A 24,560-nucleotide genomic window follows, 5' to 3' on the forward strand; every position below is an offset into this window, starting at 1 on the left:
GGAACCGTTAATTTAAAATGAACTCACAAATTCAACAGTTATATCATATTGCTCAGAAACCCAAGCGTCGAATTATTGGTCTGATGTCGGGTACCTCACTCGATGGCCTTGATGTTGCTCTGTGTCGTATTTCTGACTCTGGTCCCGATACTTTTGTCACACTTGAGCGATTTTCTACGGTGCCGTATGGTGATGAGTTAAAGGCCGACATTCGTACCATCTTTGCCAAAACAGAAATTGAATTTGAACAGCTGTGTTTGCTGAATCCATACATCGGACGGCTACACGGACAAATGATACTTAACTGTCTACGTAGCTGGAGCATCGAGCCTCAGGAGGTCGATATTGTTGCCAGTCATGGCCAGACAGTATATCATGCACCAAAAAGCCAGCACCGACGGGATAAGTTCCCAAATGCGACCCTTCAGATTGGCGACGGCGATCACGTAGCGGCAGTAACGGGTATTATTACCCTCAGTGATTTTCGGCAGAAACATGTGGCACACGGTGGCGAGGGGGCTCCTTTAGCGGTTTATGGGGATTATTTTATGTTTTCTAAAAAAGGCGAAAACCGTCTTTTGCTCAATATGGGCGGTATTGCCAATTTCACCTATTTACCCGCCGACGAAGACGCTAACCGTGTTTTCACAACTGATACAGGGCCTGGGAACACGATTTTAGACGCTTATGCCCGGAAATTACTGAACAAGCCGTATGACGAAGATGGGAAACTCGCTGCTCAGGGGCAGATAAACGCTGAATTACTAAGCGCTTTAAAAACAAACCCTTTTTTCGAGGCTCCATTTCCAAAAACAACAGGGCCTGAGGTTTTCAATACGGCTTACGTAGAAGAGGCACAAAGCCGTAGCCAAACCACCGATTTATCGGGCGCCGATTTAATGGCTACGCTGGTTCAATTTAGTGCCGACACCATTGTCGATGCTATTAAACGCGTGATGCAGGAAGGAGAAATCTATCAGGTTTATATGAGTGGGGGAGGGATGCATAACCCCGTGCTGACCGAGGCTCTCCAAAAAATGCTGCCTAATTGTGTATTTGGGCGTACAGACGATCTGGGCATCAGTGGCGATGCGAAAGAAGCTGTTTTATTTGCAGTTTTAGCTAATGAGAGTCTGGCAGGAGGAAAGACCTCATTTGGCGATAGACAAGGCGTTCCCAATGTAACAATGGGGAAAGTCAGTTTTCCTATGTAGCCTGGATGTCCACGTCCGGGTGAAATCAAACTTATTTATACCCTTACGTGGACGTCCAGGCTATATGACTCAACTTTTTGGCCTGAAAACCTTCATTTTTTCGACATCTGTGGTTAAAAAAGGACCACCAATGAGATCGATACAATAAGGAATAGCTGGGAAGACGACTGACAGGCATTGACCGATAGCCGTAGGTTTGCCCGGTAAATTCAAGATTAATGTCTGATTTCGAATACCGGCTGTTTGGCGTGATAGGATAGCCGTAGGGACATACTTCAAACTTTCCTGCCGCATGAGTTCTCCAAAACCAGGCATCATTTTCTGACAAACGGCTTTGGTAGCTTCAGGGGTCACGTCGCGTAGTGCCGGGCCAGTACCTCCCGTTGTTACAACTAAACAGCAGCCTTCTGCATCGGCCAGCTCAATCATCGTAGCTTCCAGTTGATCCTGTTCATCAGGAATAACCCGATAAACAGGTTCCCAGGAACAGGTGAGCCATTCGGTCAGCAGACTAACAACAGCCTTTCCTGGAATGTCTTCATAAACGCCTGCACTCGCCCGATCCGAAACGTTGATAATACCAATTTTAATCATGTATGATATAGGATGTATGATGTAGTTATTGAACAGGCATACGTCCTATATCATACATCATACATCAGCTTAAGGTTTCTTCCGCTTCAGGGCTAAATCATGTGCTGTATCGTAATAGGAGCGAAGGCTGCTCCAGTCAAATACATCGGCAATGCTTTCAACCCGGTTGCGTTGTTTGATCCGGTCGCGCTGAGCCATTCGAACAAATCGGTAAAGGACATCGGCGAGTTGGTCGGCAGCTTCGTTGAACGATTGCGTTCGACGATTGATCACGTAAATGCCTCGGTTTTCGTAATCACGCATGATTTGCATGATGAAATCACCAAAACCCGATTGATCGCTTGTAACGGTTGGAATTCCCCGAACGACGCACTCCAGGGGTGTATAGCCCCAAGGCTCGTAATAGCTGGGGAATACGCCGAGATGACAACCACGGACAAACTGGCTATAATCTAAGCCAAACAATGGATTCGTAGAGGCAATGAAATCGGGGTGATAAACGATTTTGACCCGATCGTATTCGTTGTTGACTAAGTTCGCTTGTTGGATAAACCGAGTCATATCATCCTCCTGTACCAGATTGTGTGTCACAAAAGGAGGAAGGTGTTTCGTTTTCCAGCTCTGAACAGTACGGCGCAACCGAAGTCGCCAGTATTCATCGACAAAATTGTTCAAATCGGGCAACGACGTACTCTGTGTATTAGAAGCTGCTGCCTGAAACAGACGTTCCCCGACTTGTTTTTCGATGCTTTCGCAAGTTTCCTGAATTTCGTCCAGTAACGCACGTGAGTGAAGAACATCAGGATTGATGGATGTGTAAGGTTGTTTCGTTACCATAAACATCACAACCGTTGTATCCATGTTGGCCTCGCGCATCCGATAATTCAGTCGGGCAAGGGCTTCGAGCGTTAGATCATACCCCTTGTTGGTAAACTCGAACCGACCTGAAGTAAAGAAATACAGTGTTTTTTCCAGGTCAAATGAATAGCTCTGGAAAAAATGACCCATGATAAATTCATGGATCTTTTGCTTATACCGAACGTGCAGATTCTGGAACTCGTGAACCGCTGCAAATCGGGTGACATTCAATCCATTAGGTAATACCAGGTCTGGATTACGGCCCAGGAAAACCTCACATTCGCGGGCGGTCACATCGCTAACCGTAGTGAAAACGTGTGATTGCAGAGCCGCCAGCCGCTCGATAGTGGCTTGTGTTTCAATGCCGTAGTGCTGAGCTTCCCGTTTCCAGTCGAAAAAGGGAAGTTTGCCATAAAAACCCGGCTCGTTTTGGGCCAGATAGCGGCCAAGCATTGTAGCGTGGGTTGTGAAAACGGTGGCTACTTTAACATTATCACGGCGCAGATCGGGCAAACCGGTACTGGCCATCCATTCGTGGAAATGAGCGACAAAATCAACACGTCGGGCGTGATCTTCAGCCAGCAACGTGATGAAAATTCTGACCATCTCACCAAATATGATTGTCTGATTAACCAGATCTTCAATGTTGAGGGTGGATAGTTGATGGTTTAGCCAGAGCTGCGTTTTGATTTGATTAAGCTGGTCAATATTGATGCTATTCAGGTCGAACAATACAACCCGAGGGCGCCCTGTAACCAACCAATAACCATATTCAACATTATACCCTAATTGCCGCATTTTACGAACCGTTTGGCCAATTTCGGTCTCGTCGGGTTCAGTGATGGGCTCAAATTCGGCGGCAGATCGTTGGGGGAAATATGGCCCCAGGGCCACATAGTTATCATCCCACTTTTCGACCATCGCTGGCACTTTCGACCGAATAACCGTATAAATTCCACCTACCTGATTACACACCTCCCAGGCGATTTCGAGTAGGAGCTTCCGCTTCGATGTTGAAAATACCGATTCCAATGTAGTTCGTGATTTTAAATAGTTGTTTAGTCGCGTAATCAGCCGCTTTTTAGACGGCAATTAAGTACTATAAACAATAAAAGAAAAACTTGTTTATTTCAAATACGACTTTGCGTCGGTCACTTCCATCTTATTTTGTTGTGATAATGTGTAATTGAAACCGGGCTGAATACTATAAGCGCCATATTCACCCTTTTTGTTTAAAGCTAGAAAGCCAACCTGTATATCTTTATAATCTTGCTTTTTGATAATTCGCATAGCGGCTTCTTCGCAAGCCTGCTGCGGTGTATGGCCCTGACGCATTAATTCGACAACCAGAAAAGCGCCACAGGTGCGCATAACGAGTTCGCCCAAGCCCGTAGCGCAAGCGCCACCAATCTCATTATCAACAAACAAACCAGCGCCAATAATCGGTGAGTCGCCAACGCGCCCGCGCATTTTGTAGGCAAGTCCGCTGGTAGTACAGGCCCCCGAAATGTCGCCCTTGCTATCCATGGCGAGCATTCCAATCGTATCATGTCGTTCGATGTTGGCAATGGGTTTGTATTTGGCTGTTTTTAGCCACTCACGCCATTCTTTTTCTGCTTTTGGGGTAAGCAGATTCTGCTTCTTGAAACCTTGCGATAAGGCAAATGTTAGGGCACCTTCGCCACTGAGCATAACGTGGGGTGTTTTTTCCATAACAGCCCGAGCAACCGAAATAGGGTGCATAATGTGCTCCAGAAAGGTTACAGAGCCCGCATTGCCTTTCTCGTCCATGATGCAGGCATCGAGTGTTACATGACCATCTCGGTCAGGACGCCCTCCGTACCCCACGCTCATATCTGCTGGATCAGCTTCTGGAATACGGACTCCGGCTTCAACGGCATCCAAGGCCCGGCCATGGCGATCCAGTACGGCCTGAGCGGCCGCATTCGCTTTGGGCTGTTTCCAGGTTGAAATAACAACGGGGCCACTGAGTAAAGGCCTTAGGTTTTCAGAAGTAGCTGTTTGGTTGTCTAGCGTATCAGAAGTAGTAACTGTTTTGGCTGCGCCAAATGACAGTGAAGGAAGTAGCCCGGCCAGCGAGCTGAGCGTTAAAAAACGGCGTCTATTTACCATAAGTAGGCAGGTTATGACCCAAAATAAAGGAATAAACGGCTGGCATTTGCTACTTTTAGCCAATTTATTCAAAACCACGCATGGCGGTTACAGACAAACATATATTGCTCATGGATGGCCCCGATAGTAAGGGCCTTATTTATCACGTAACAGGTGTACTATTCAGGCATAATCTGAACATTATCCACAATGATGAATACGTGAGTCCGTCAGGGCGTTTTTTCATGCGTACAGAGTTTGAAGGTACCTTTGATAATGCCGCTCTACTGCACGAATTGCAGACTACGTTGCCTGATTCTACCAGTCAATCTGAGATTACATTTCGCCTGAACCCAAAGCGCAAAAAGAATATTGTGGTGATGGTTACCAAAGAGCATCACTGTTTAGGTGAATTGCTGATTCGGTACGCGTTTGATGAGTTAGATGCTGATATTCTGGCTGTTGTGAGCAATTACAATCTGTTACAGCCTTTAGTAAGCAAGTTTGGAATTCCATTTCATTATGTTTCGCATGAGGGCAAAACTCGCGAAGAGCACGAAGAAGCCATTCTGCGAACGATGGCAATTTATGAACCTGAATACGTGGTGTTAGCCAAGTACATGCGCGTACTCACGGCTAATTTTGTGAATCATTTCCCAAACCGAATTGTCAATATTCACCATTCATTCTTACCCGCTTTTATCGGCGCGAATCCCTACCGACAGGCGTATGAACGAGGGGTGAAAATTATTGGTGCTACGGCTCATTTCGTGAATAACGACTTAGATGAAGGGCCAATAATAGCGCAAAATGTAAAAGAAGTCGATCATCGGCATACTGCTGCCGACATGGCTACGGAAGGTAAAGACGTAGAAAAAATCGTACTATCGCAGGCCTTGAAACTGGTCTTCAACGATCGGGTCTTTATTTCGGGTAACCGGGCGATTGTTTTGTAGCGTGGACATCCTGTCCGCATAGCAGAAAAACTTTTGCGTAGTTATATTGGCTATGCGGACAGGATGTCCGCGCTACGAAACGTTACATCTGTTCAACAACCGCCCGTATTTTCGCTTCATTGGCTTCTACGTATTCGTATTCATTCGGTAGAGTTGACGCCATCGATACTGCCGGTTGGCGGAAAATCATGCCACTATCTTCTTTCTGACCACCGCTCAGATGGAGCGCATGCACCCCGGCTTCTATCAGTTGCTGGGCATTTTTAGCGTTTACACCAGCTCCAGCCATAATCTCGATTCGTCCGGCGGCTTTTTCGGCTAATTTCTGAAGTACCGATAAACCAAGGTCGACGTTCTGATGCTGGCCAGAAGTCAGAATTCGAACAGCACCTGTACGGATAACGGCCTCCAGAGCTTCGATTGGATCACGGGTCATATCGAATGCCCGATGGAACGTAACGGGCAAGGGTTTGGCTAACTCGACCAATTCTCTTGTCTGGGCTTCATTTACGCGACCGTCGGCTTCTAAAATGCCAAGCACTACACCATCAGCTCCTAAGGTTTTGGCTAGTTGGATGTCAGTTTTCATGACTGCCAATTCAGTCTCGGAGTACAGAAAATCACCTCCCCGTGGTCGAATCATCACATAGAATGGAATGGTGATGTGTTGACGTACCTGTTGGATCAGGCCAGCGCTGGGAGTTGTGCCCCCTTCGGCAAAGCCACCACAGAGTTCAATTCGTCCGGCACCGGCTTGTTGGGCTGTTAAACAGGAATCAAGCGAAAAGGCACATACTTCAGTAATCATAACTGGTAATAGAGGTGGTTCGTAAAATAAATAAGATGGGATGCGAAATAAATAGAATCACCATTTACTAGTTTGTCTTTTAAATTTATTTACTTCGGCAAAAACAAATGCTGTTGCTGCTCGTTAATCGCCTAAAACCCGGCATAATAGCGATTACGAACATTTTTGCTTAAAATAGCTTGGATATTACCGATTTTTTTACTTTTGCACCCTCATTGAAAATAGACATCAAAATACGAACACTATGTACTGGACTCTTGAATTAGCATCCTATCTAGAAGATGCCCCCTGGCCTGCCACTAAAGACGAATTGATTGACTATTCAATTCGCTCAGGCGCTCCTCTTGAAGTAGTAGAAAACTTACAAGAACTCGAAGATGATGGTCAGCCATACGAAAGTATCGAAGAGATTTGGCCAGATTATCCAACCAAAGATGACTTCTTCTTCAACGAAGACGAATATTGAGTCGTTCAGGTTTTTTTACATAAAAAAGGCGTAATCCAACACAACTGGATTACGCCTTTTTTAGTTGTAAGTAGCGCGGGTGGAAACCCGCGTAGCCCTAGGCTAACTATTGACATAAATATTATTAGCCTACGGCTACGCGGGTTTCCACCCGCGCTACCAGGCTACTCTGCCTTCTTGCTTTTCACGGGACGATCGTATTTTTTCGGAGCATACAGGAAGCCAAATGCTTCGGCCCCTTCCTTCGTATGTACTTTGTGGTGAATGTAGTGCGCCCGCATAATGCGTTGCATGTAACGCCCACTGGTGTCCACTTTCACTTTTACCCGGCGATGAACGATAATATCGTGGAAGACAAAATAAAAGAAGCCGTAGAGGGTAATGCCTGCGCCAATCCAGGCCAAAAAGCCCCATTCCGGAATTTCTACACCAATCAGAATTAAGCCAATGGCTGTCAGGCTGAACACAACGGCGAATAAGTCGTTGATCTCAAAGAAGCCATTGTGATGATTGTGATGATCGCGGTGCCAACTCCACAAAAAACCGTGCATGACATACTTGTGCGTAAACCAGGCAACCCCTTCCATAAAGCCAAAAGTCCCTAAAACCAGCGCAACGTTTACCAGCATTTTTACGTTTTCTATAAAGTAAAGTGTACTTTAGTAACGGTTAAAGACGTCGAAAAGTTGACGGAGATAAACCGAGTTTTTAACAAAAGATAGAGATACGAGTCTAATATTTGCATGTTTGCAGAAAAGCCGTATCTTTAGCACAAGTCAGTGTTCAACCAGATGACCCCATCGGTTATGGACTATCAAGCACTCAAAAACCTGGTCAAACGGGGAGAGGGTAGCAGTTTAGAGTTCAAGCTGAAAACAAACCATCCCGAGAAAATCATCCGGGGCGTGGTAGCCTTCGCTAATACAAATGGCGGAATCATGCTCATCGGCGTCGGCGACGACAAAAAGATTGTGGGATTGAAATATGCCGATGAGGACGAATACCTGCTCGTCCGGGCTATTAACAAATTCTGTTTTCCGCGAATTTCCTACACGATCGAACGAGTACAGCTTTACGATGAACGCGAAGTTCTCGTGATTCGGGTGCCTCGTAGCCCTACTCGACCACACTACATTATTCCGGACCCTGCCGAACCCGACAACAAGAAAGCGTACGTGCGCGTGGCCGACAAATCGGTGCAGGCCAGCCGCGAAGTGCGGGAAATTTTGAAGGGCGAACAGGCCGAACGCGACATTCGGTTCAGCTATGGCGAGAAAGAGCATAAGCTCATGCAGCACCTTGGCGAACACGACAGCATTACGGTCGATCTGTTTGCGAATATTGCCGGGATTTCGCGTCGGATTGCCTCTCGAACGCTAGTACTGCTGGTACTGGCCAATGTGCTGGAGATTCATCCAGGTGATGTAATGGATCAATACACCACGCGAGCTGTGCAGTAGAATTGGGTATATGTTGGGAAAGTCTTACTTTGTGATGCTCGTAATAGTGCATCACAAAATCAACGACTATGTCTCAACCCTTAGCCAATCATAAACCGTTTGTACCGGCTACTGAATCGCCCGCAGAGTTTACCCTTAAAGCGATCATTACCGGAGCTGTATTTGGTGTATTGTTTGGAGCCGCCACGGTTTATTTATCGCTCAAAGCCGGTTTATCTGTATCGGCTTCCATACCTATTGCGGTACTGGCTATTTCGTTGGGTCGTCGCTTTCTGAATACGACCATCCTCGAAAACAACATCATTCAAACTACGGGTTCGGCAGGCGAAAGCATTGCATCCGGTGTGGTATTTACCATGCCAGGTTTTCTTTTCCTGACGAATGGTAGTGGCGCTGACTTCTTCAACTATTGGACAATCCTGACGCTGGCTATTTTGGGGGGACTCATCGGTACATTGATGATGATTCCGTTACGTCGATCGTTGATTGTGCAGGAGCATGGCACATTGCCCTATCCTGAAGGGACAGCCTGTGCGTCGGTGTTGATTGCGGGCGAGAAAGGGGGCGATTTCGCCAAAACAGCTTACCAGGGTTTAGGAGCAGCTCTGCTCTATGCTCTACTCCAAAAAGTGCTTCACGTTATTGCCGAAGTGCCCGTCTGGGCTACAAAACAGGCGAATCGATATTTTCCATCGGCGCAGGTTGCGGGAGAAATTACACCAGAGTATTTGGGCGTAGGTTATATCATTGGTTTCCGAATCTCAGCGGTTTTAGTTGGTGGTGGCATATTAGCCTGGTTGGGCCTGATTCCGCTGTTGGCATCGCTGGTGCCAGGCGATACAATTGCTCTGCAACTTCAAAAATTGGGTTATTTAACCAATCTGCAAACAGCGGGTGGACCCGGCGGCTGGAATCCGGCCACGCATACGTTTACGGATACAGCCGCAGCGGTTTATCGGGCCTATATTCGGCAGATTGGTGCAGGAGCGGTTACAGCGGGTGGTTTTATGACATTGATCAAAACGATCCCAACAATTGTCTCTTCGTTCAAACAAAGTTTCAGCCGTTCCTCGCTTAGCGCCATTGAGAAAGAAGATGAGTTAAGCGGCAACAGCCGGATACCCCGAACCGAACAGGATTTAAGCGTTCGAATTGTGGTTATCGGTAGTATTGTGCTGACGGCCTTGATGGTTGTTCTACCCCAAATTCCCGGCGATTCGATTATAACTAAATTGCTGATTGCCATACTGGTTATTGTCTTCGGATTCTTCTTCGTGACGGTTGCCAGTCGAATTGTAGGCCTTATTGGTTCCAGCTCTTCGCCCGTATCGGGGATGACCATTGCTACAATTATGGGAACGTCGCTCGTATTTATCGGTTTTGGTTTGACCGGTAAAGTGTATGAACCCGCCGTACTTGTGGTTGGGAGTATGATTTGCGTAGCGGCTGCCAACGCAGGTGGAACATCTCAGGATCTTAAAACCGGTTATCTGGTTGGAGCGACTCCTAAATACCAGCAGATGGCGTTGTTCATTGGTGTTATTGTATCGTCGTTAGTAGTTGGGGCTACGGTGAAAATTCTGGACACACCTACACCCGATTTGCTGGCGCAGGGCATTACGCACGCCATTGGCTCCGATAAATTTCCGGCTCCTCAGGGAACGCTCATGGCCACGCTTATTAAAGGCTTGCTATCCTTCAACCTCGACTGGCAGTTTGTGTTGGTTGGAGCATTCATTGCCTTCGTGTTTGAGCTGGTTGGCGTGAGTGCACTGGCTTTCGCTGTAGGCCTTTATTTACCGCTCTCGACAACGCTACCCATTTTTGCGGGTGGTTTAGTGAAGTCGATTGTGGATTGGAATGCCAAGCGTAAAGGCACCGTAGAAGAGGACGCCGATCTGGGCAAAGGAAACCTCTTTGCAACCGGTTTAGTGGCAGGTGGCGCACTGGCTGGCGTTATGGTGGCTTTGCTATCAGTCAATGAATCGATTTATAACGGATTGGCGTCACTGACCCTGGAGCCTGTATTAGCAGGAGCATTAGGTGAAAGCGGGTATGAACTGCTGGGGGCAATAGCTTTTGCGGGATTGGCAACTATACTCTGGCGTGTAGCGGAGAGCAGGCATTAAGTAGCCAGCGTTTAAAAGTGGGCTTTATTTTACCTGTCCTGCCTTTTTCAATAAGTCCACTACTTTGTTTACAGGTAGTTGTTCTACCGTATGTCCCTGATCACCGGTGAGTGTTTGGGCGGCAAAGAGCGAGTTGATGATCGCTTCTTCGGTAGCTTCGATAGCTGCCAGGAAGAGTGGGGATGCGTTGTCATTGCGGAGTACTTTCATTTCATCGAATGAACTCTTGGTGTCGTGCGGAATTTGATACGCAGTCGATACGGCAATGACATAATCGCCACTGCCGTTCGACGCAATGCCGCCGGTACGGGCCAGGCCCATGAAAGCCCGTTTGGCCAGCCGCTTCAGATTGCGGGCGTCTAAAGGAGCATCGGTCATTACGACAATCATACAGGAACCATCCAGATTCTCTTTGAACGAATACTTACCTAAGGCAACACCAACGGGTACTCCCGCAATTTGTAAAACACCGCCAAAGTTTGTTTGTACTAATGCCCCAACAGTATAACCACCCAGTGACGCGGGTAATTTGCGGGAGGATGTGCCAATTCCACCCTTGAATCCAAAGCAAACGGTTCCTGTACCAGCACCGACATTACCTTCTTCAACGGGGCCGGTACTAGCCTGTTTTAACGCATCAAGCACGTGTTGCTTTGTGACATGCCGCCCACGGATATCGTTCAAAAAACCATCGTTGGTTTCGCCCACAACCGAATTGACCGAGCGTACCTGTTCATTACCGGATTGAGTTAACGTATAATCGATCAGGGCGTCGGCGGCAGTGGGCACGCTTAATGTATTGGTCAGCACAATAGGGGTTTCGAGGGTGCCGAGTTCTTCGACCTGACTATAGCCCATGAGCTTGCCGAAACCATTGCCAATATAAATGGCTGCCGGGCTTTTCTGCTGAAACTGATTGCCTTGGTGAGGTAAAATCGCCGTAACGCCAGTGCGTATGTTCTGGCCTTGTTTGAGCGTAACCTGCCCAACTCGAACACCCGGTACATCGGTAATGGCGTTATGAGTTCCAGTGGGTAATACACCCAATTGGATGCCGTATTCGCGAGGACGTTTAGGCGTTTGAGCCATTGTAAAGCCAGTGGTGAGGAGGATAAGCGTTGTTGAGAAGAGATGGTAACGAGAAACAAAGGCCATTCGACAGATCGGTTTACTGACTGCTCAAGTTACTGGATTATGCCATTTTATCGCTGTTAATAGCAACTTTATTGGCAATCAGCCTTCATTAAGACGTACTCATACCCTTGCTCTGGATTCTTCAATACCCACTTGCCGTTCTTTTCAATCCGTTCGCCTTCACGCCAGGTTACTGCGTCGCCTTTCATCGTAAAGACAACTTCGTAAGGCTGGGTAACGCCTTCTCCTGACCGTTGCCAAACGGCCTGAATCTGATGGTTGGTTAATGTGCCTTCTACAGAACCACGTGCCCGATCTTTTTCAAAAGGCAGCACACTCAACTCGCCCGTTACCGTTGAACCTTTGATTACTAAATGTAGGATCGTGGAATCCCGTCCAACTACCTGCCGAAAACAGAGTGTATCGGGTAGCCCGGTAGTCGATGCTGAGCCGTTTGCTGTTGAATCAGCTGCGGCTTCTTTTTTTGTAGAACTCTGGCCACAACCGGACAGGAAAATCAGGAAAGCAAACGGCATAAATAGACGCCGATAGTCGATAAAATCATACTTGACCTTATAACTCATAAAAATCAGTGTTCTAAAGATTCGTAGAAAACCAGTCTATTTTTTAGTCGGGCAAGTTGTTTTTGTAAATCCTCAACCCGATCGAGCAAATCACTAACCACATCTAAGTCTTCGGTGTGAATGGCCAGCTCCTGGTGTAGGCGCACGAATTTTTCCAGACGCCCTACTTGCTCTGGCTGGACGTAGGTAGTTTGTTCAACAAGGGTCGTCTCGATCAATCCATTGTCAGCAAGCGTTTCAACGAACGTGATCTCAACATGGTGATGTACGCAAAAGTCACGGATAGATATCAAGTGCGTAGGTTGCATAATCTTAAGGGGTTATAGGGTTGATAATTGGCGAAATAGCTCTTTTTGCTCGTCGGTCAGATTAGTAGGAAGCTTTACCTGCCAGGTAATATATAAGTCGCCAAATGCGCCTTCCTGCTTGTAGATGGGGAAGCCTTTACCCTTCAGTCGAACTTTAGTGCCTGCCTGCGTTTCCGGCTTCACGGTTAGTTTGACTTTTCCGTCCATCGTTTCCACAATGCGTTCGCCACCGAGGATGGCCGTATAGAGGTCTATCTCCTCATCCACGTATAGATCGTTGCCTTTGCGTTTGTATCGGCTATCATCGGCAATGACAAAGGTTATGTACAAATCGCCATTGGGGCCGCCATTGACGCCCGGCGAGCCATAACCCGACAGCTTGATTTTCTGCCCATTTTCAACTCCTGCCTGAACCGTAATCCGAATGTTCTTTCCATCAACGGTTAGGGTTTGTTTGTGCGTTGTGTAGGCATCGTGTAGGCTAAGATGGAGTTCAGCCTGGTAATCCTGTCCTTTAAACTTCGCCTGACGTCGGCCTCCACCAGTTCCCGCATCCTGGCCAAACATGGATGAGAAGAAATCTGAGAAATCTGACCCGCCGAAACCACCCGAGAAATCGTAATCTCCGGCGTCGCTTTGGGCATATTGCGGGCGTGACCGTTGTTGCTGTTTGGCCTGTTCAAACTGCTCGGCATGTTGCCAGTCTTTGCCATACTGATCGTATTTTTTGCGCTTTTCGGGATCGCTCAATACTTCGTTGGCTTCGTTAATCTGCTGAAATTTTTTGTTGGCCTCCGCGTCGTTGGGATTCAAGTCGGGATGGTGTTTCCGAGCCAGTTTTCGGTAGGCTTTCTTGATGTCGTCGTCCGACGCCGTTTTCGGTACGCCCAGAACGCTGTAATAATCGATAAAATCCATATGGGGTGGGAGTGTTTTTAGTAATTAATACACCTACTAAACACGGAAGATATAGGGATAGTTGTAAAAATAATCGAAGACAAGTTGCCGTGATAGTTGATCTTTATCAGCCCATATTCCTGTAATTTGCAACGCTTATATACTACTCCTAAATCTTTATGCGAATTACCCGTTTACTCTCCATTGCCCTGTTTAGTCTCCTCGTCAGTACAAATCTTCAGGCCCAATCGTCCAAAACTGGCTCGCTGTCTGATGTCGCTTTTATGGAAGGACGTTGGCTGGGAACGTTCAATGGCGGGCCCATTGAAGCCGCCTGGATCGCCCCTGTTGGCGATAACCTGACCGGCTTTATGCGCATGATGCGCGACAACAAGGTTACCATGTATGAAATGCTGATTTTTGAGCAAACCGAACAGGGGCCAATTGTGCTGGTGAAACATTTCAAATCGGGTCTGATTGGGCAGGAAGAAAAAGATAAATCGGACCGCTATCGGTTTATCGACGCCGGAAAAGACAAAGCGACCTTCGAAAAAGAAGACGGCTCGATTCGTATCATCTACGAAAAACGATCAGCGAATCAACTGGTTATCCAACGCGGGCAACTGAAAGACGGCAAATGGGCCTTCACAGATCTTTTTGTTTTTGACCGTGTCGGTAAATAAACAGGTTATCTAAAGAAACGTCGGGAAGTGATTTTGGTGATCACTTCCCGACGTTTACTACTGGCGCGAGTATTCACTCGTGCCTATTCATATTGCCAGCATTCGCTGGCCCATCCATTGAGCGTCAGTAAATACTGACGATATAAATCGGCACGAGTGAATACTCGCGCCAGTCGGAAAGATCACTTTACTTTCCCGTGCTGAGCTTAGAGGCTTTCGCTTCGTTCAGTTCTTTCAACAGTTCGGCTACAGCCTTGTCTAACTGAACATTTTTATCCGTATAGCTCTCGCCAATAGGACGTGCCACTGGAATATCGACCGGACGGGGAGCTAGCTCCATATTTTTGCCCATATTGTCGGTAATTTTGATGAAGGGCAACCGCAGGTTCGAGCCGTCGATAAGTTGAGCAGCTGAGGTGTAAATAATCCAACCGCCAGTGGGCTCACCAACAACTTTACCCAGTTTGAGCGCCCGGTAACCTTCCGTAAAATCTTCGGCATCTGACAACGAATGCTGATTCGTGACCAGAATGGTAGGTCTTTCTAGCGCCCGTTGACCCAATTGCGTCCGTGCCGGAGCCGATGGCAGTCCGCGTGGCGTCATGGTCATATAGCCTTTTCGGGTAAACACGTCCAAAGCATAAGCATTTACAAAGCCCCCGTTGTTATTCCGAACATCGACCACAACGCCTTCTCGAGCGTGATTGTCGGCATCTAGATCAATATTCAACTGCGCGAGCGACTCCGCCGACATGTCGAATAAATGCACATAACCTAGCCGTCCTTCGCTGGCTTTATTCACATACTCCCGTTGCTGTTGCACCCATTGTTTGTAGAGCAGGCCTTTTTCTGTAGCCAGGTTTACAGGCCGAATAACAACTTCTCGCGGTGGGGCCGTGGGTGAAGCACCAATCATTAATGAAATCCGGTGATTGATTTGGTTCTCCAGCAATTGATCAAGATTTGTGGATGCGTTGATTTTGGTATCATCGACCCCCAACAGATAATCGCCAACTTTGATGTTGCCCGCTATATCGGCTGGGCTCAGTGCAATGATTTCGGTGATTCGTAGCCGACCTGAGTTTTCGTATTCTGTACGATCAAAGCGAAGACCAATTCGTCCCGTCGTTGTTTGGGCAGAGCCGGGAGGAGCTGAAATGCCAGAGTGGGAAGCGTTCAACTCGCCCAACATTAGGCTAATAAGCCGACGCAGTTCATCTGGCGTACGGGCACCAGCCGCTAGTGGTTCGTATTCAGATCGAATAGCTTTCCAGTCGGCACCGTGAAAGGTAGAATCATAAAATCCTTTGCTCTGAATATCCCACGCCTGGCGGAAGACCTGCACTTTCTCTTCGCTGAAATCAACGTCCATCTCTGCCGAAACACTTAAAGGCCGGGGTTCGCGTCGGTCCAGTGCAATGGATTGAATACGACCTTGTTCCAGGTAAAAAACCTCTTTCCCATCAGCCGAAAATTGGGCATTGCTTTTATTGCCGGGTGTTGACGTCAACTGCCGGGCTACACTTTGTTCGCGCCCTAATTCATCCAGGGAATACGTATATAAATTCTGCTGGCCAGCAGCCGTAGCAGTTAATAGCAGCGTTTTGCCATCCTTGCTAATCGATTGCGCATCGACATCGACCCCCACAGGCAACAAACTCAGTCGTTGCCGAATGTCGTCGAAAACAATTTTCGTTGCACCGCCTTTTCCTGATTTATCCGTTGTGTCTACTCGGGCCGTTGTGTCCCGAGCTGCGGTTTTTGAGGTCGAAGGTGGTGTAGCTGGTTTCAGCGTTTTTGGAATTTCTTCGTTAAACAGATCCCGGAATTGATCTTCCCGGAATTTTGGCGAACGGGGCACCAGATCGATTCGGGCAATTTGAGCCGTTTCGGTACGCTGGGTTGTACTGAACAGAATATATTTCCCATCGGGACTCCAGCTTAGATTACCGCCAAACGTATTGGCCAGGAAACTAACGGGTTTACTTTCTCCACCGGCTGCCGGAACAACTGAAATATTCCGAAACGTTTTAGCCCCAAACGACGCAAACGCAATCCATTTTCCATCTGGCGACCAGACAACTGAACCCGAAGAAGCAAAAGGCGGACGTCCCAGGAAACCCTTTTTAAGAAGTCGCTCTTTTTTCGTGGCTAAATCCAGCACACGCAATTCCTGACCATTCCGAATGAATGCCAACGACTTGCCATCGGGCGAGAATACGGGCGAACTATCGTCGGTATTTTCGTTGGTCAAACGGGTTTCGTCGCGTGTAGCAAAGTCGTAACGGTATAAATGAGCCGCACCATCACGACTGGATAGGTAGACTAGCCCCCGGCTGTTAGGCGTCCAAACGGGTTGCGACTCATTGGCCGCCGTATGACTAATTCGGGTTGCATCGCCACCATCTTTAGCCGAGGCCGCAAATACTTCACCATGTATCGTAAAAGCTACTTTCTTGCCATCGGGCGATAAGGCTAACTCCCGAAATTGACTCGATTGCTTTAGATGCTCAACGGCAGGGCTAGCGGCAACACCCCGAAGTTTAATGGCAATGGGCGTAGCCTGACGACTGGCGACGTCGTATTTCCAAAGGCCAAAATCCCGTTCGAACACAATTGTCTTCCCGTCATAACCAATCGACGGCCAAACCACCCGTCCTGCTGTAAACGTAGTCAACATCGTTGGCTTGCCCGAAAGGTCTTTTGACCACAGGTTTTGGGCTTTGTTGCGGTCGGATACATAGTAAAGCGTTTTCCCATCCTGACTCCACATCGGCCAAAGCTCTTTAGCTCCGCTTTCCGTGACTTGTTCATAGGCCGTTTCGGCTTTTTTTGCGTCCAGATGATAGAGCCAGATTTCAGCTTCGTCGAGGTGACTACGACCTTTCCGCCACCACTGATTCGAGGCAATACCCCGTGCCGAAAAAGCTACCGTTTTGCCGTCGGGAGAAGGAGTGCCGTAGAATTCATTGGCGTAGCGATCCGCTGTAACAGGCAGTGGCGTTCCTCCTGTGATGGCTACCCGGTAGATGTCGTTCATACCAGAAATATCCCGGCTGGTCGATTGGAAGTAGACCATCTTGCTATCGCGCGACCAGGCGTTCAATACCTCGCTGCCGTCGTCGTAGGTCAACCGTTTAATCGCGCCGGTTTCCAGTGTGAGCAGGTAAATGTCTCCATTGCCCGTGCGTGAGGAAGCAAAAGCCAGGTATTTCCCATCGGGCGAATACAACGGCCGAGATTCGTTATCGGGATGCGATACGAGCAACCGGGCTTCTCCACCACTGGTCGGTACAGTCCAGATATCACCACCGGATACAAACGCGATCTCTGCGCCATCGGGCGAAAGGCTGGGCTCAGCGAAGGCAAATTTGGGTGATGGGGTACCTGTTGGAGTTTGGCCTAAAGAAGGCAGGGAAATGGCTGTTAGCAGCAAACAACGAAGTAGTATACGTCTTGACGAAGCGTGCATTGGGGGAAGAGGATTTATTTTCAGATTATTCACGTTTTCGTTGAAATCCGTGCAGCTAACAGTGCTGATGGCTAACGCAAACGGCATCTAAATTTAGACATTATGCCCGATTCTCCCTATACCATTCCCGACCAAACTCGTATTGGGCACGTTCATTTGAAAGTTGCCGATCTTGATCGTGCGCTGGCGTTTTACCGAGATCTCCTTGGCTTTTCATTAATAACAATGTACGGCAAGGAAGCTGCCTTTATTTCGGCAGGTGGCTACCACCATCACATTGGATTAAATACGTGGTACAGCAAAGATGCACCACCAGCACCCAAACGATCGGCCGGTCTGTTTCATACTGCTATTCTGTATCCCACTCGTCGAGATCTGGCGGTGGCGTTACAACGGCTTGTCGATGCAAAGTATCCCATTACAGGCGCGTCGGATCATGGCGTTTCAGAAGCCATCTATCTCAATGACCCTGACCAGAATGGGGTTGAATTATACTGGGATCGCCCTCGTGAGCAATGGCCTCTTAAACCAGATGATTCTATTGAGATGTATACTAAGCCATTGGATTTGAAAGGATTGTTGGAACTCGTGGAGGCAGGTTCTTAAACCTGCCTTTAGTGAGGTTTCTTAAAACCGAATTATATGAACCGTTCGGTTTTAAGAAACCTCACTAAAGGCAGATTTGAGAATCTGCCCTCACAAGGGCTAAAGGTTTGAACGGAGCAGTTCAGCGGGTAACTGCTTAATGTTCTGTAGCTGGATGTTTCGATAAAACACCTCGGCTCCTTCTGATTGCAATTGAATTTTGCCTTTGGTCAGTGGGACTACTTGCCCATTGACCAAATGACGGGTATGAGTCAGCACCAGATTGACCTTGCCATTCATGACGTGTAAGCAGGTGTCGCCGAAACAATATAGTTCCAATACATTCCATTGGCCAGAGGGCTTTTCTGCATCTGGATATTTGAGGCACGACCGACCAACGGGCGTTTTGTCCTGAAACGCTATAGGGGTAGCCCCCGGCTCATATACATAGCCTTTATCCGTTTTTCGGGCTGATATATCGGCTAGAACGTTCATTACCCCCCAATAATCGCCACAATCGCCTTCCTGTACCTGTAGCTCGAACGATTCCATCCAAAGCATGGGCGTTCCGTGCGGACCAACGCTATGATAAAGGAGACCACTATCGCGAGGCTTGTCAAGCTTAGGTGGCCACTTTTGTGTTCCCCACTTAAACTCCATTCGGAGGTGATAATTCTCGAAATCTGCCAATGTATTAATTCCGCCAAAGGTTTCACCCGAAATCCGTAAGGCGGGTTGGCCATCCACCGTTGTTACGGAGAAAACATGATTGGGGTCCTTATTCAGGCCAATTGGTGATGTTTTGTCGGCCTGATTATCTTTCGCATAAGGCTTGTCAAGGTAGGTTTCCCAGCCAGTTAGATTTTTACCATTGAAGAGGGATTGCCATTTACCATTCTGGGCGGATTGCGCCTGAAGCGAACTAAGGGAAACCAGATAAAGGCAGATCGGCAAGAAAAAGAATTTCATAAGGAGAGAGAATTTAGGGGCAATAGGGCAAAAGGCTTTTAAACTAAAAATGCCATAACTGTTGAGCTATGGCATTTTTAGTGTTTACAATTCCTGCAATTTCATATTCCGCCAGCGGACTTTAATACCACCGCCATCATGGATTTGTAAGGCGATAGAGCCTTCGCCTTTCCCAATTTTTTCGTCGGTTAAATCAACCATCTGTGTACCATTCAGGAATGTCTGTACGTGGTCGCCTTCCACCCGAATCCGAAGCTTATTCCACTCGCCTGGCTTCAGGATGTTTTCCTTTTCGTCGGGAATTTGAACCAGCCAGTTGCGGCCATACGATTCATAGATGCCACCTGTGTCGTGATTGGGGGGCGCTACTTCTACCTGCCAGCCACTCACTTTAGTACCTTCTACCGTCGACCGGAAAAAGACACCACTATTACCATTGGCTTCCTGTTTGAATTCCAGCGTTAGGTCGAAGTTTTTGTAGAATTTTTCGGTTGCCAAATAGCCGTACTTTTTATCGGGACCACTTTCGCAGATGAGTTCGCCATTTTCGACGTACCATTTTTCAGTACCGTAAATTTTCCAGCCGGTTAAGTCTTTACCATTAAAGAGCTTAATGGTTTTAGTTGGAGCGGCCATGATAAATAGCGTGAGAACCAGGCCGAGAGAAAGTAATTTAGTCATAAAGGGTAGTGATACGTTTTAGTTAGATTTTGCCATAAGTACGCAAACAGGAGCTGGTACGCTTACCGATTGTCCAGTATAGGTCAGTTTCCCCGTTTTCTGATCGCGTTTAAAGATGGTAATATTATCGGAATCCTGATGGGCAACGAATACAAATTCGCCTTTTGGGTCAATCAGGAAATTACGGGGCGTTTTCCCTTCCGTTGGCTGATCGCCCACTTTGGTCAGTTTGCCATCGGCACCAATGGCAAAAATGGCCAGTGAATTATAGCCTCGGTTTGATTGGTACAAGAACTTGCCTGATGGATCAATATGGATGTCGGCGCTGGTATTTGAGCCAGTGAAATCGCTCGGTAACGTTTTAACATTATCCTCCAGCATTGTTAAAGCCCCCGTCTTAGAATTACGGGAAAATACGGCTACCGATGAGGTCAACTCTTCAACCAAATACGCATATTTCCCGTTGGGGTGAAACGTAAAATGGCGCGGCCCTGAACCCGGTTTTACGGTTGCGTAGGGCATAGATGCTGGTTTTACTTTGCTGGCTTTAACGTCAACATCAAAGATATTAAGCTTGTCGGTAGTAAGGTCGGCTACGTACACAAAGCGGTTATCGGGGGCCAGGGTTGCCGAGTGAACGTGGGCTTTGTCCTGACGCTGGGTATTGGGGCCGGTTCCGGTATCCTGAACGCTATCGGTTGCTTCTCCTAATGTCCCGTCGGCTTTGATAGGCAATACGGCTAAACTGCCTCCACCATAATTGGAGACAAAGGCTGTTTTGCCCGTCTGGTCAACACTAACATGGCAAGGACCGGAACCGAGCGAAGATTGACCATTCATATAGGTTAACTTACCCGTTGCCCGATCAACCGCGTAAGAACTCACCCCGCCCTCTGTTTTAGCCGCTCCTTCATTAACGGAGTAGAGATACTTACCCGATGGATGAATAGCCAGAAAGGATGGGCTTTTTGCATTGGATACCGATTGAAGCGGCTGCATTGTACCGGCTTTTCGGTCAAACTCAAATACATAGATGCCTTCGCTACCCCGGAGAGAATAGGTGCCGACATACATAATTTCTTTACCCGACTGAGCCTGTGCGACCAGGCTTGTACCAAGTAAAACAGTGGTTAATAGTTTATTCATAAAAATAATGATGAGTCAAATTAATAAGTGAGAAGCCGCTTTAAACTACCGATATCATTTCGTGCATTCGATAGAATCCGCGATTTTATTAAGATCTAAGCAATTTCTAATGGAATTCTAAGCAAATAATGCAGTCATAATTGCCCTACATAAAAAATGTAGTTGAAACGAATAAGCAGAAACTAGTACTTTTGTAAAACGATTCAGTACATTCTGAGTATATATTGTTCATAACCTAACTTTTCGTTACCCGTTACTATTCTTCTCTATCAGTATGAAACGAGTTTTGATTATTGTTGCCGCTGTAACTATGTTAGCCTCTTGCAATAGTAAGAAGCGACTAGCTGAAATTAAATCCCTACAAGACGCTCGCGATAAAGCTGTTGCTTCGCTGAACGATTGTGACCAACGCACGGCTGATCTGAAATCACAATTAGCAGCCAAAGACACCGACCTGCAAGGCAAGGACAAACAAGTAGGCGATCTGCAAGCACAAATCGATTATCTGAAAAAGACAAACACGAATCTTCTCGATCGTATGTCTGATTTGTCGATTGTAAGTAAGGCTGGTGCTGAGAGTATCAAAAAATCGCTCGAAACGCTGAACGAGCAAACGAAATACACCAACAACCTCAACTCATCTATCCAACGGAAAGATTCGATGAATCTGGCGTTAGTAATGAGCCTGAAACGGTCACTGGACGATATCAATGATCAGGACGTACAGGTAGAAGTGAAAAAAGGTGTTGTTTACGTTTCTCTGTCGGATAAGCTCCTGTTCAAATCGGGTAGTTTTGAAGTTCTGCCAGCTGCTGAGACCGTATTAGGTAAAGTAGCTAAGGTTGTGAACGACCACAAAGAGCTTGACATTCTGGTTGAAGGTCACACGGACGTTGTCCCCATCGCTACATCAGCCATCAAAGACAACTGGGATTTGAGCGCTCTGCGGGCTACGTCGGTTGTTCGGACGCTGCAAAAGAAATTTGCTGTGGCTCCTGAGCGCATGACAGCTGGTGGTCGTTCGGAATTCGCACCGAAGGATGACAACACAACCGATGCTGGTCGTCAACAAAACCGTCGCACGGAAATCATCATCACGCCAAAACTTGATCAGTTCTTCAATCTGCTATCGAGTGGCCAAGTTGGTGGTAGCAAATAAGCTTCACCTGCATTACATAAAAAATGCCCCGCCTGAATAAGCGGGGCATTTTTTATGCAGTAATAAGTGCTATTCTGGATGTTTTTCTTCGTCTGGTAGAACCGATTCTGTGGAGTCTTGCTGAATTTCAGCGGCAGGTGTTTTATCGCTTTCCTCTTCAGTCATTTGTGGTTCTTCCTGAGCAATCGAATCGTTGTCAACAAACTCCTCGGCGGGTAGTACCGACGCTTCAACAGGATCGGGCCCAGAAACAGGAAGCATATGATCTTCTACGTGTTGATCGCCGAAGAATCGGCGCTGAAAGAACAAAATCAGGCAGACACCAACGAAAATACAGGAATCAGCAATGTTAAAAATAGGTGTCGAATAGTACTGACCTCCCCAAACAGGTACCCAGTCTGGAATAAAGCCTTCCCAAACATCCACAAAAATCATATCAATCACCTGCCCGTGGAACCAGGGCGTTGGTGATCCATAAGGCGCATTATTCAGAAAAACGCCATAAAATGTGCTGTCAATAACATTCCCTACGGCTCCGGCTAAAATCATCGCCATAGCCCATAAAAGGCCGTTTGGTGCTCCCCGTTGGGCTAAATTGACCAGATAATAGCCAATACCAACCATGGCAAATAAACGAAATACGCTAAGTAATAATTTGCCGTACTCATGGCCTAACTGCATGCCGAATGCCATGCCCGGATTGAGTACATAATGCAGTTTGAACCAATCGCCAACGAGCTTAATCTGACCCGCAAAGCCAGGAGCCATATAGTGGTGTACCGCCAGTTTTACTGCCTGATCAATCGCGATCAGGATAAACGTCAATAGAAAGAATTTAAACGGGCTTTTACGGATCATAATAAAAAAAGGTGGCACAGCATGGCTCGGATTGCCCGGCTTGCTGTGCCAGTTATTAAAATACTTGTCAATGCTTGTCAGGCATAGTCAGAAATGGTCAAGTATAGTCAGGAGTTGCTCCTTGATTACTTGACTATTTCTGATCACACTTGACCGTTTATAGCGACCGGCAGTTTTTCCGGCGTTTCAATTCATCACTAATCAAATTAAACTCCCGGCTACTTTGGCCAGCGATGGATTTGTTCTCATCGGCCCGTCGGAACAAATAAGGCATAACCGTATCAACAGGCCCATAAGGGACATATTTCGCTACATTATAGCCTGCATTGGCCAGGTTATAGGAGATGTTATCACTCATGCCCAGCAACTGCGCAAAATAGATGTGCGAGTCGTTAGGCTCGATTCCCATTTGCTTCATGTGCTGTATACAATACTGACAGCTATCTTCATTGTGGGTGCCCAGACAAACCGAGATGGTATCGCGATGCTCTAAACAGAAATCGATTGCTCCGTTAAAGGCCAGATCGGTATCCTTTTTAGTTGCCTGAATAGGGTCCTGATATTCTTCCTCATGGGCACGCAGTCGTTCTTTTTCAAGATAAGCGCCACGAACAAGCTTCACACCCAAATAATAGCCTTTAGCCTGGGCTTCGGCCGTGTCACGCCGGAGGTGGTCAAAACTCTCCCAGCGGTACATTTGATAGGTGTTATAAACAACGGGCCGCTCATGATTGTAGCGATCCATCATTTCGTAGGCCAGGGTATCGATCGTATCCTGAATCCAGCTTTCTTCGGCGTCGATAAAAATGCGAACATTCCGCTCGTAGGCTCGCCGGCAAAGCGAATCCACGCGTTGCATAACCCGATCAAATTCAGCTTTCTGCGATTTATTGAGCGAGTCCCCAATCTGTACGGCTTCCAGCAGTGCCGTAGAGGCAACGCCTGTCACTTTAAATACTGAGAAAGGGATGTCTTTGGATTCGCTGGCTCGCTCGATCGTGCGGAGAATTTCTAATGTTGTCTCATCGAAACTTTTTTCAGTCTCTTCTCCTTCAACAGAATAGTCGAGGATAGTGCCAACATGAACGTCGTGGAGATTGGCAATGGTTTTTTCACAATCATGAATGCTTTCGCCCCCGCAGAATTGCTCAAAAATGGTATTTTTAATGAGGAATTTGATGGGAAGATGAAGGCGTAAGGCGATCTTTATAAAAAAAGTACCTAAATTTACCAGCCATCCCTTATTCATCAACGCAAATAACCAGTAGGTCTTTCGGAGTTTGAAATCCGACTGGGAGGAAAAAGCAATCGAAGTGTCCTCAAATGAAACGGGGCGGAGGTTCGGCTTTACATCAGTAAGGCCCTGGACTGTCTCCGGCATTAGATTACTTCGGTTCGACATATCAGTGCTCCGTTTGAGCGGTGCTACTTGCATAACTAAAATGCGTGTCGGCTAACACGACCGAAATATATAACGAAATTTCGGT

23 protein-coding genes are annotated in these 24,560 nt (G+C 47.2%); 8 read left to right on the forward strand and 15 right to left on the reverse strand.

The genetic code is table 11. The features are described from left to right. The first annotated feature begins 17 nt into the window (after positions 1-17). Positions 18-1,214, forward strand: coding sequence for an anhydro-N-acetylmuramic acid kinase (locus tag H3H32_RS32275; RefSeq protein ID WP_182459840.1), 1,197 nt, complete (start codon positions 18-20; stop codon positions 1,212-1,214). 69 nt (positions 1,215-1,283) lie between these two features. Here H3H32_RS32275 and mog read toward each other — a convergent pair whose 3' ends face one another. The 3 genes from mog to H3H32_RS32290 form a co-directional block, all read right to left on the reverse strand. Beyond that, complete coding sequence (gene mog, locus H3H32_RS32280) at positions 1,284-1,808, reverse strand: molybdopterin adenylyltransferase (RefSeq protein WP_182459841.1); 525 nt, start codon at positions 1,806-1,808, stop codon at positions 1,284-1,286. A gap of 69 nt (positions 1,809-1,877) precedes the next feature. Then, on the reverse strand, positions 1,878-3,698 hold the full coding sequence (locus H3H32_RS32285) for a glycosyltransferase (RefSeq protein ID WP_182459842.1): 1,821 nt from the start codon (positions 3,696-3,698) through the stop codon (positions 1,878-1,880). A 93-nt stretch (positions 3,699-3,791) separates the two neighbouring features. Then, positions 3,792-4,799: an isoaspartyl peptidase/L-asparaginase family protein gene (locus H3H32_RS32290; RefSeq protein ID WP_182459843.1), complete on the reverse strand. Its 1,008-nt coding sequence runs from the start codon at positions 4,797-4,799 to the stop codon at positions 3,792-3,794. An 80-nt stretch (positions 4,800-4,879) separates the two neighbouring features. Here H3H32_RS32290 and purU point away from each other — a divergent pair, with 80 nt between their 5' ends. Beyond that, positions 4,880-5,734: a formyltetrahydrofolate deformylase gene (gene purU / locus H3H32_RS32295; RefSeq protein ID WP_182459844.1), complete on the forward strand. Its 855-nt coding sequence runs from the start codon at positions 4,880-4,882 to the stop codon at positions 5,732-5,734. Positions 5,735-5,816: 82 nt separating this feature from the next. On the opposite strand, the gene H3H32_RS32300 is transcribed toward purU, so the two are convergent. Continuing rightward, positions 5,817-6,542, reverse strand: a complete 726-nt coding sequence (locus tag H3H32_RS32300; RefSeq protein WP_182459845.1) for a copper homeostasis protein CutC — start codon at positions 6,540-6,542, stop codon at positions 5,817-5,819. A gap of 244 nt (positions 6,543-6,786) precedes the next feature. Here H3H32_RS32300 and H3H32_RS32305 point away from each other — a divergent pair, with 244 nt between their 5' ends. Then, complete coding sequence (locus H3H32_RS32305; protein ID WP_009284883.1) at positions 6,787-7,008, forward strand: DUF2795 domain-containing protein; 222 nt, start codon at positions 6,787-6,789, stop codon at positions 7,006-7,008. A gap of 164 nt (positions 7,009-7,172) precedes the next feature. Here the strand turns inward: H3H32_RS32305 and H3H32_RS32310 are convergent, their stop codons facing one another. Beyond that, on the reverse strand, positions 7,173-7,637 hold the full coding sequence (locus H3H32_RS32310) for a sterol desaturase family protein (RefSeq protein ID WP_182459846.1): 465 nt from the start codon (positions 7,635-7,637) through the stop codon (positions 7,173-7,175). Positions 7,638-7,799: 162 nt separating this feature from the next. Between H3H32_RS32310 and H3H32_RS32315 the strand changes: the two genes are divergently transcribed. Both H3H32_RS32315 and H3H32_RS32320 read left to right on the forward strand, forming a co-directional pair. Then, positions 7,800-8,468 carry an AlbA family DNA-binding domain-containing protein gene (locus tag H3H32_RS32315; protein WP_182459847.1) on the forward strand — a complete coding sequence of 223 codons (669 nt, stop codon included), beginning with the start codon at positions 7,800-7,802 and terminating at the stop codon, positions 8,466-8,468. Between the two features lie 68 nt (positions 8,469-8,536). Next, a complete protein-coding gene (locus tag H3H32_RS32320) occupies positions 8,537-10,597 on the forward strand; it encodes an OPT family oligopeptide transporter (RefSeq protein ID WP_182459848.1) in 2,061 nt (686 codons plus the stop codon). A 24-nt stretch (positions 10,598-10,621) separates the two neighbouring features. On the opposite strand, the gene H3H32_RS32325 is transcribed toward H3H32_RS32320, so the two are convergent. From H3H32_RS32325 to H3H32_RS32340, 4 genes are all read right to left on the reverse strand, one after another. After that, positions 10,622-11,686 (reverse strand): DmpA family aminopeptidase, encoded by a 1,065-nt coding sequence (locus tag H3H32_RS32325; RefSeq protein WP_374191860.1) that lies wholly within the window; start codon positions 11,684-11,686, stop codon positions 10,622-10,624. Positions 11,687-11,820: 134 nt separating this feature from the next. Further along, positions 11,821-12,315 carry a hypothetical protein gene (locus H3H32_RS32330; RefSeq protein ID WP_240543561.1) on the reverse strand — a complete coding sequence of 165 codons (495 nt, stop codon included), beginning with the start codon at positions 12,313-12,315 and terminating at the stop codon, positions 11,821-11,823. A 5-nt stretch (positions 12,316-12,320) separates the two neighbouring features. After that, entirely contained in the window at positions 12,321-12,623 is a 303-nt protein-coding gene (locus H3H32_RS32335; RefSeq protein ID WP_182459850.1) for a chaperone modulator CbpM, read from the reverse strand. Positions 12,624-12,635: 12 nt separating this feature from the next. After that, a complete protein-coding gene (locus H3H32_RS32340) occupies positions 12,636-13,541 on the reverse strand; it encodes a DnaJ C-terminal domain-containing protein (protein WP_182459851.1) in 906 nt (301 codons plus the stop codon). A gap of 158 nt (positions 13,542-13,699) precedes the next feature. On the opposite strand from H3H32_RS32340, the gene H3H32_RS32345 reads away from it, so the two are divergent. After that, entirely contained in the window at positions 13,700-14,203 is a 504-nt protein-coding gene (locus H3H32_RS32345) for a DUF6265 family protein (RefSeq protein ID WP_182459852.1), read from the forward strand. 187 nt (positions 14,204-14,390) lie between these two features. On the opposite strand, the gene H3H32_RS32350 is transcribed toward H3H32_RS32345, so the two are convergent. Further along, complete coding sequence (locus tag H3H32_RS32350; protein WP_182459853.1) at positions 14,391-17,675, reverse strand: S41 family peptidase; 3,285 nt, start codon at positions 17,673-17,675, stop codon at positions 14,391-14,393. Between the two features lie 102 nt (positions 17,676-17,777). On the opposite strand from H3H32_RS32350, the gene H3H32_RS32355 reads away from it, so the two are divergent. Beyond that, positions 17,778-18,281, forward strand: a complete 504-nt coding sequence (locus tag H3H32_RS32355; protein ID WP_182459854.1) for a VOC family protein — start codon at positions 17,778-17,780, stop codon at positions 18,279-18,281. Positions 18,282-18,380: 99 nt separating this feature from the next. On the opposite strand, the gene H3H32_RS32360 is transcribed toward H3H32_RS32355, so the two are convergent. The 3 genes from H3H32_RS32360 to H3H32_RS32370 form a co-directional block, all read right to left on the reverse strand. Beyond that, a complete protein-coding gene (locus tag H3H32_RS32360; RefSeq protein ID WP_182459855.1) occupies positions 18,381-19,229 on the reverse strand; it encodes a 3-keto-disaccharide hydrolase in 849 nt (282 codons plus the stop codon). Positions 19,230-19,313: 84 nt separating this feature from the next. Continuing rightward, complete coding sequence (locus H3H32_RS32365; protein WP_182459856.1) at positions 19,314-19,910, reverse strand: 3-keto-disaccharide hydrolase; 597 nt, start codon at positions 19,908-19,910, stop codon at positions 19,314-19,316. An 18-nt stretch (positions 19,911-19,928) separates the two neighbouring features. Further along, positions 19,929-21,056, reverse strand: coding sequence for a lactonase family protein (locus H3H32_RS32370; protein ID WP_182459857.1), 1,128 nt, complete (start codon positions 21,054-21,056; stop codon positions 19,929-19,931). 274 nt (positions 21,057-21,330) lie between these two features. Between H3H32_RS32370 and H3H32_RS32375 the strand changes: the two genes are divergently transcribed. Beyond that, positions 21,331-22,215, forward strand: coding sequence for an OmpA/MotB family protein (locus H3H32_RS32375; protein ID WP_182459858.1), 885 nt, complete (start codon positions 21,331-21,333; stop codon positions 22,213-22,215). 69 nt (positions 22,216-22,284) lie between these two features. Here the strand turns inward: H3H32_RS32375 and H3H32_RS32380 are convergent, their stop codons facing one another. Further along, the gene (locus tag H3H32_RS32380) at positions 22,285-23,073 is read right to left on the reverse strand and encodes a lipoprotein signal peptidase (protein WP_182459859.1); all 789 of its coding nucleotides are present in this window, start codon (positions 23,071-23,073) and stop codon (positions 22,285-22,287) included. Between the two features lie 157 nt (positions 23,074-23,230). Next, the gene (locus H3H32_RS32385; protein WP_182464554.1) at positions 23,231-24,454 is read right to left on the reverse strand and encodes a proline dehydrogenase family protein; all 1,224 of its coding nucleotides are present in this window, start codon (positions 24,452-24,454) and stop codon (positions 23,231-23,233) included. Positions 24,455-24,560 lie beyond the last annotated feature (106 nt).

It is taken from the genome of Spirosoma foliorum, assembly GCF_014117325.1.
Taxonomy (GTDB): Bacteria; Bacteroidota; Bacteroidia; order Cytophagales; family Spirosomataceae; genus Spirosoma; species Spirosoma foliorum.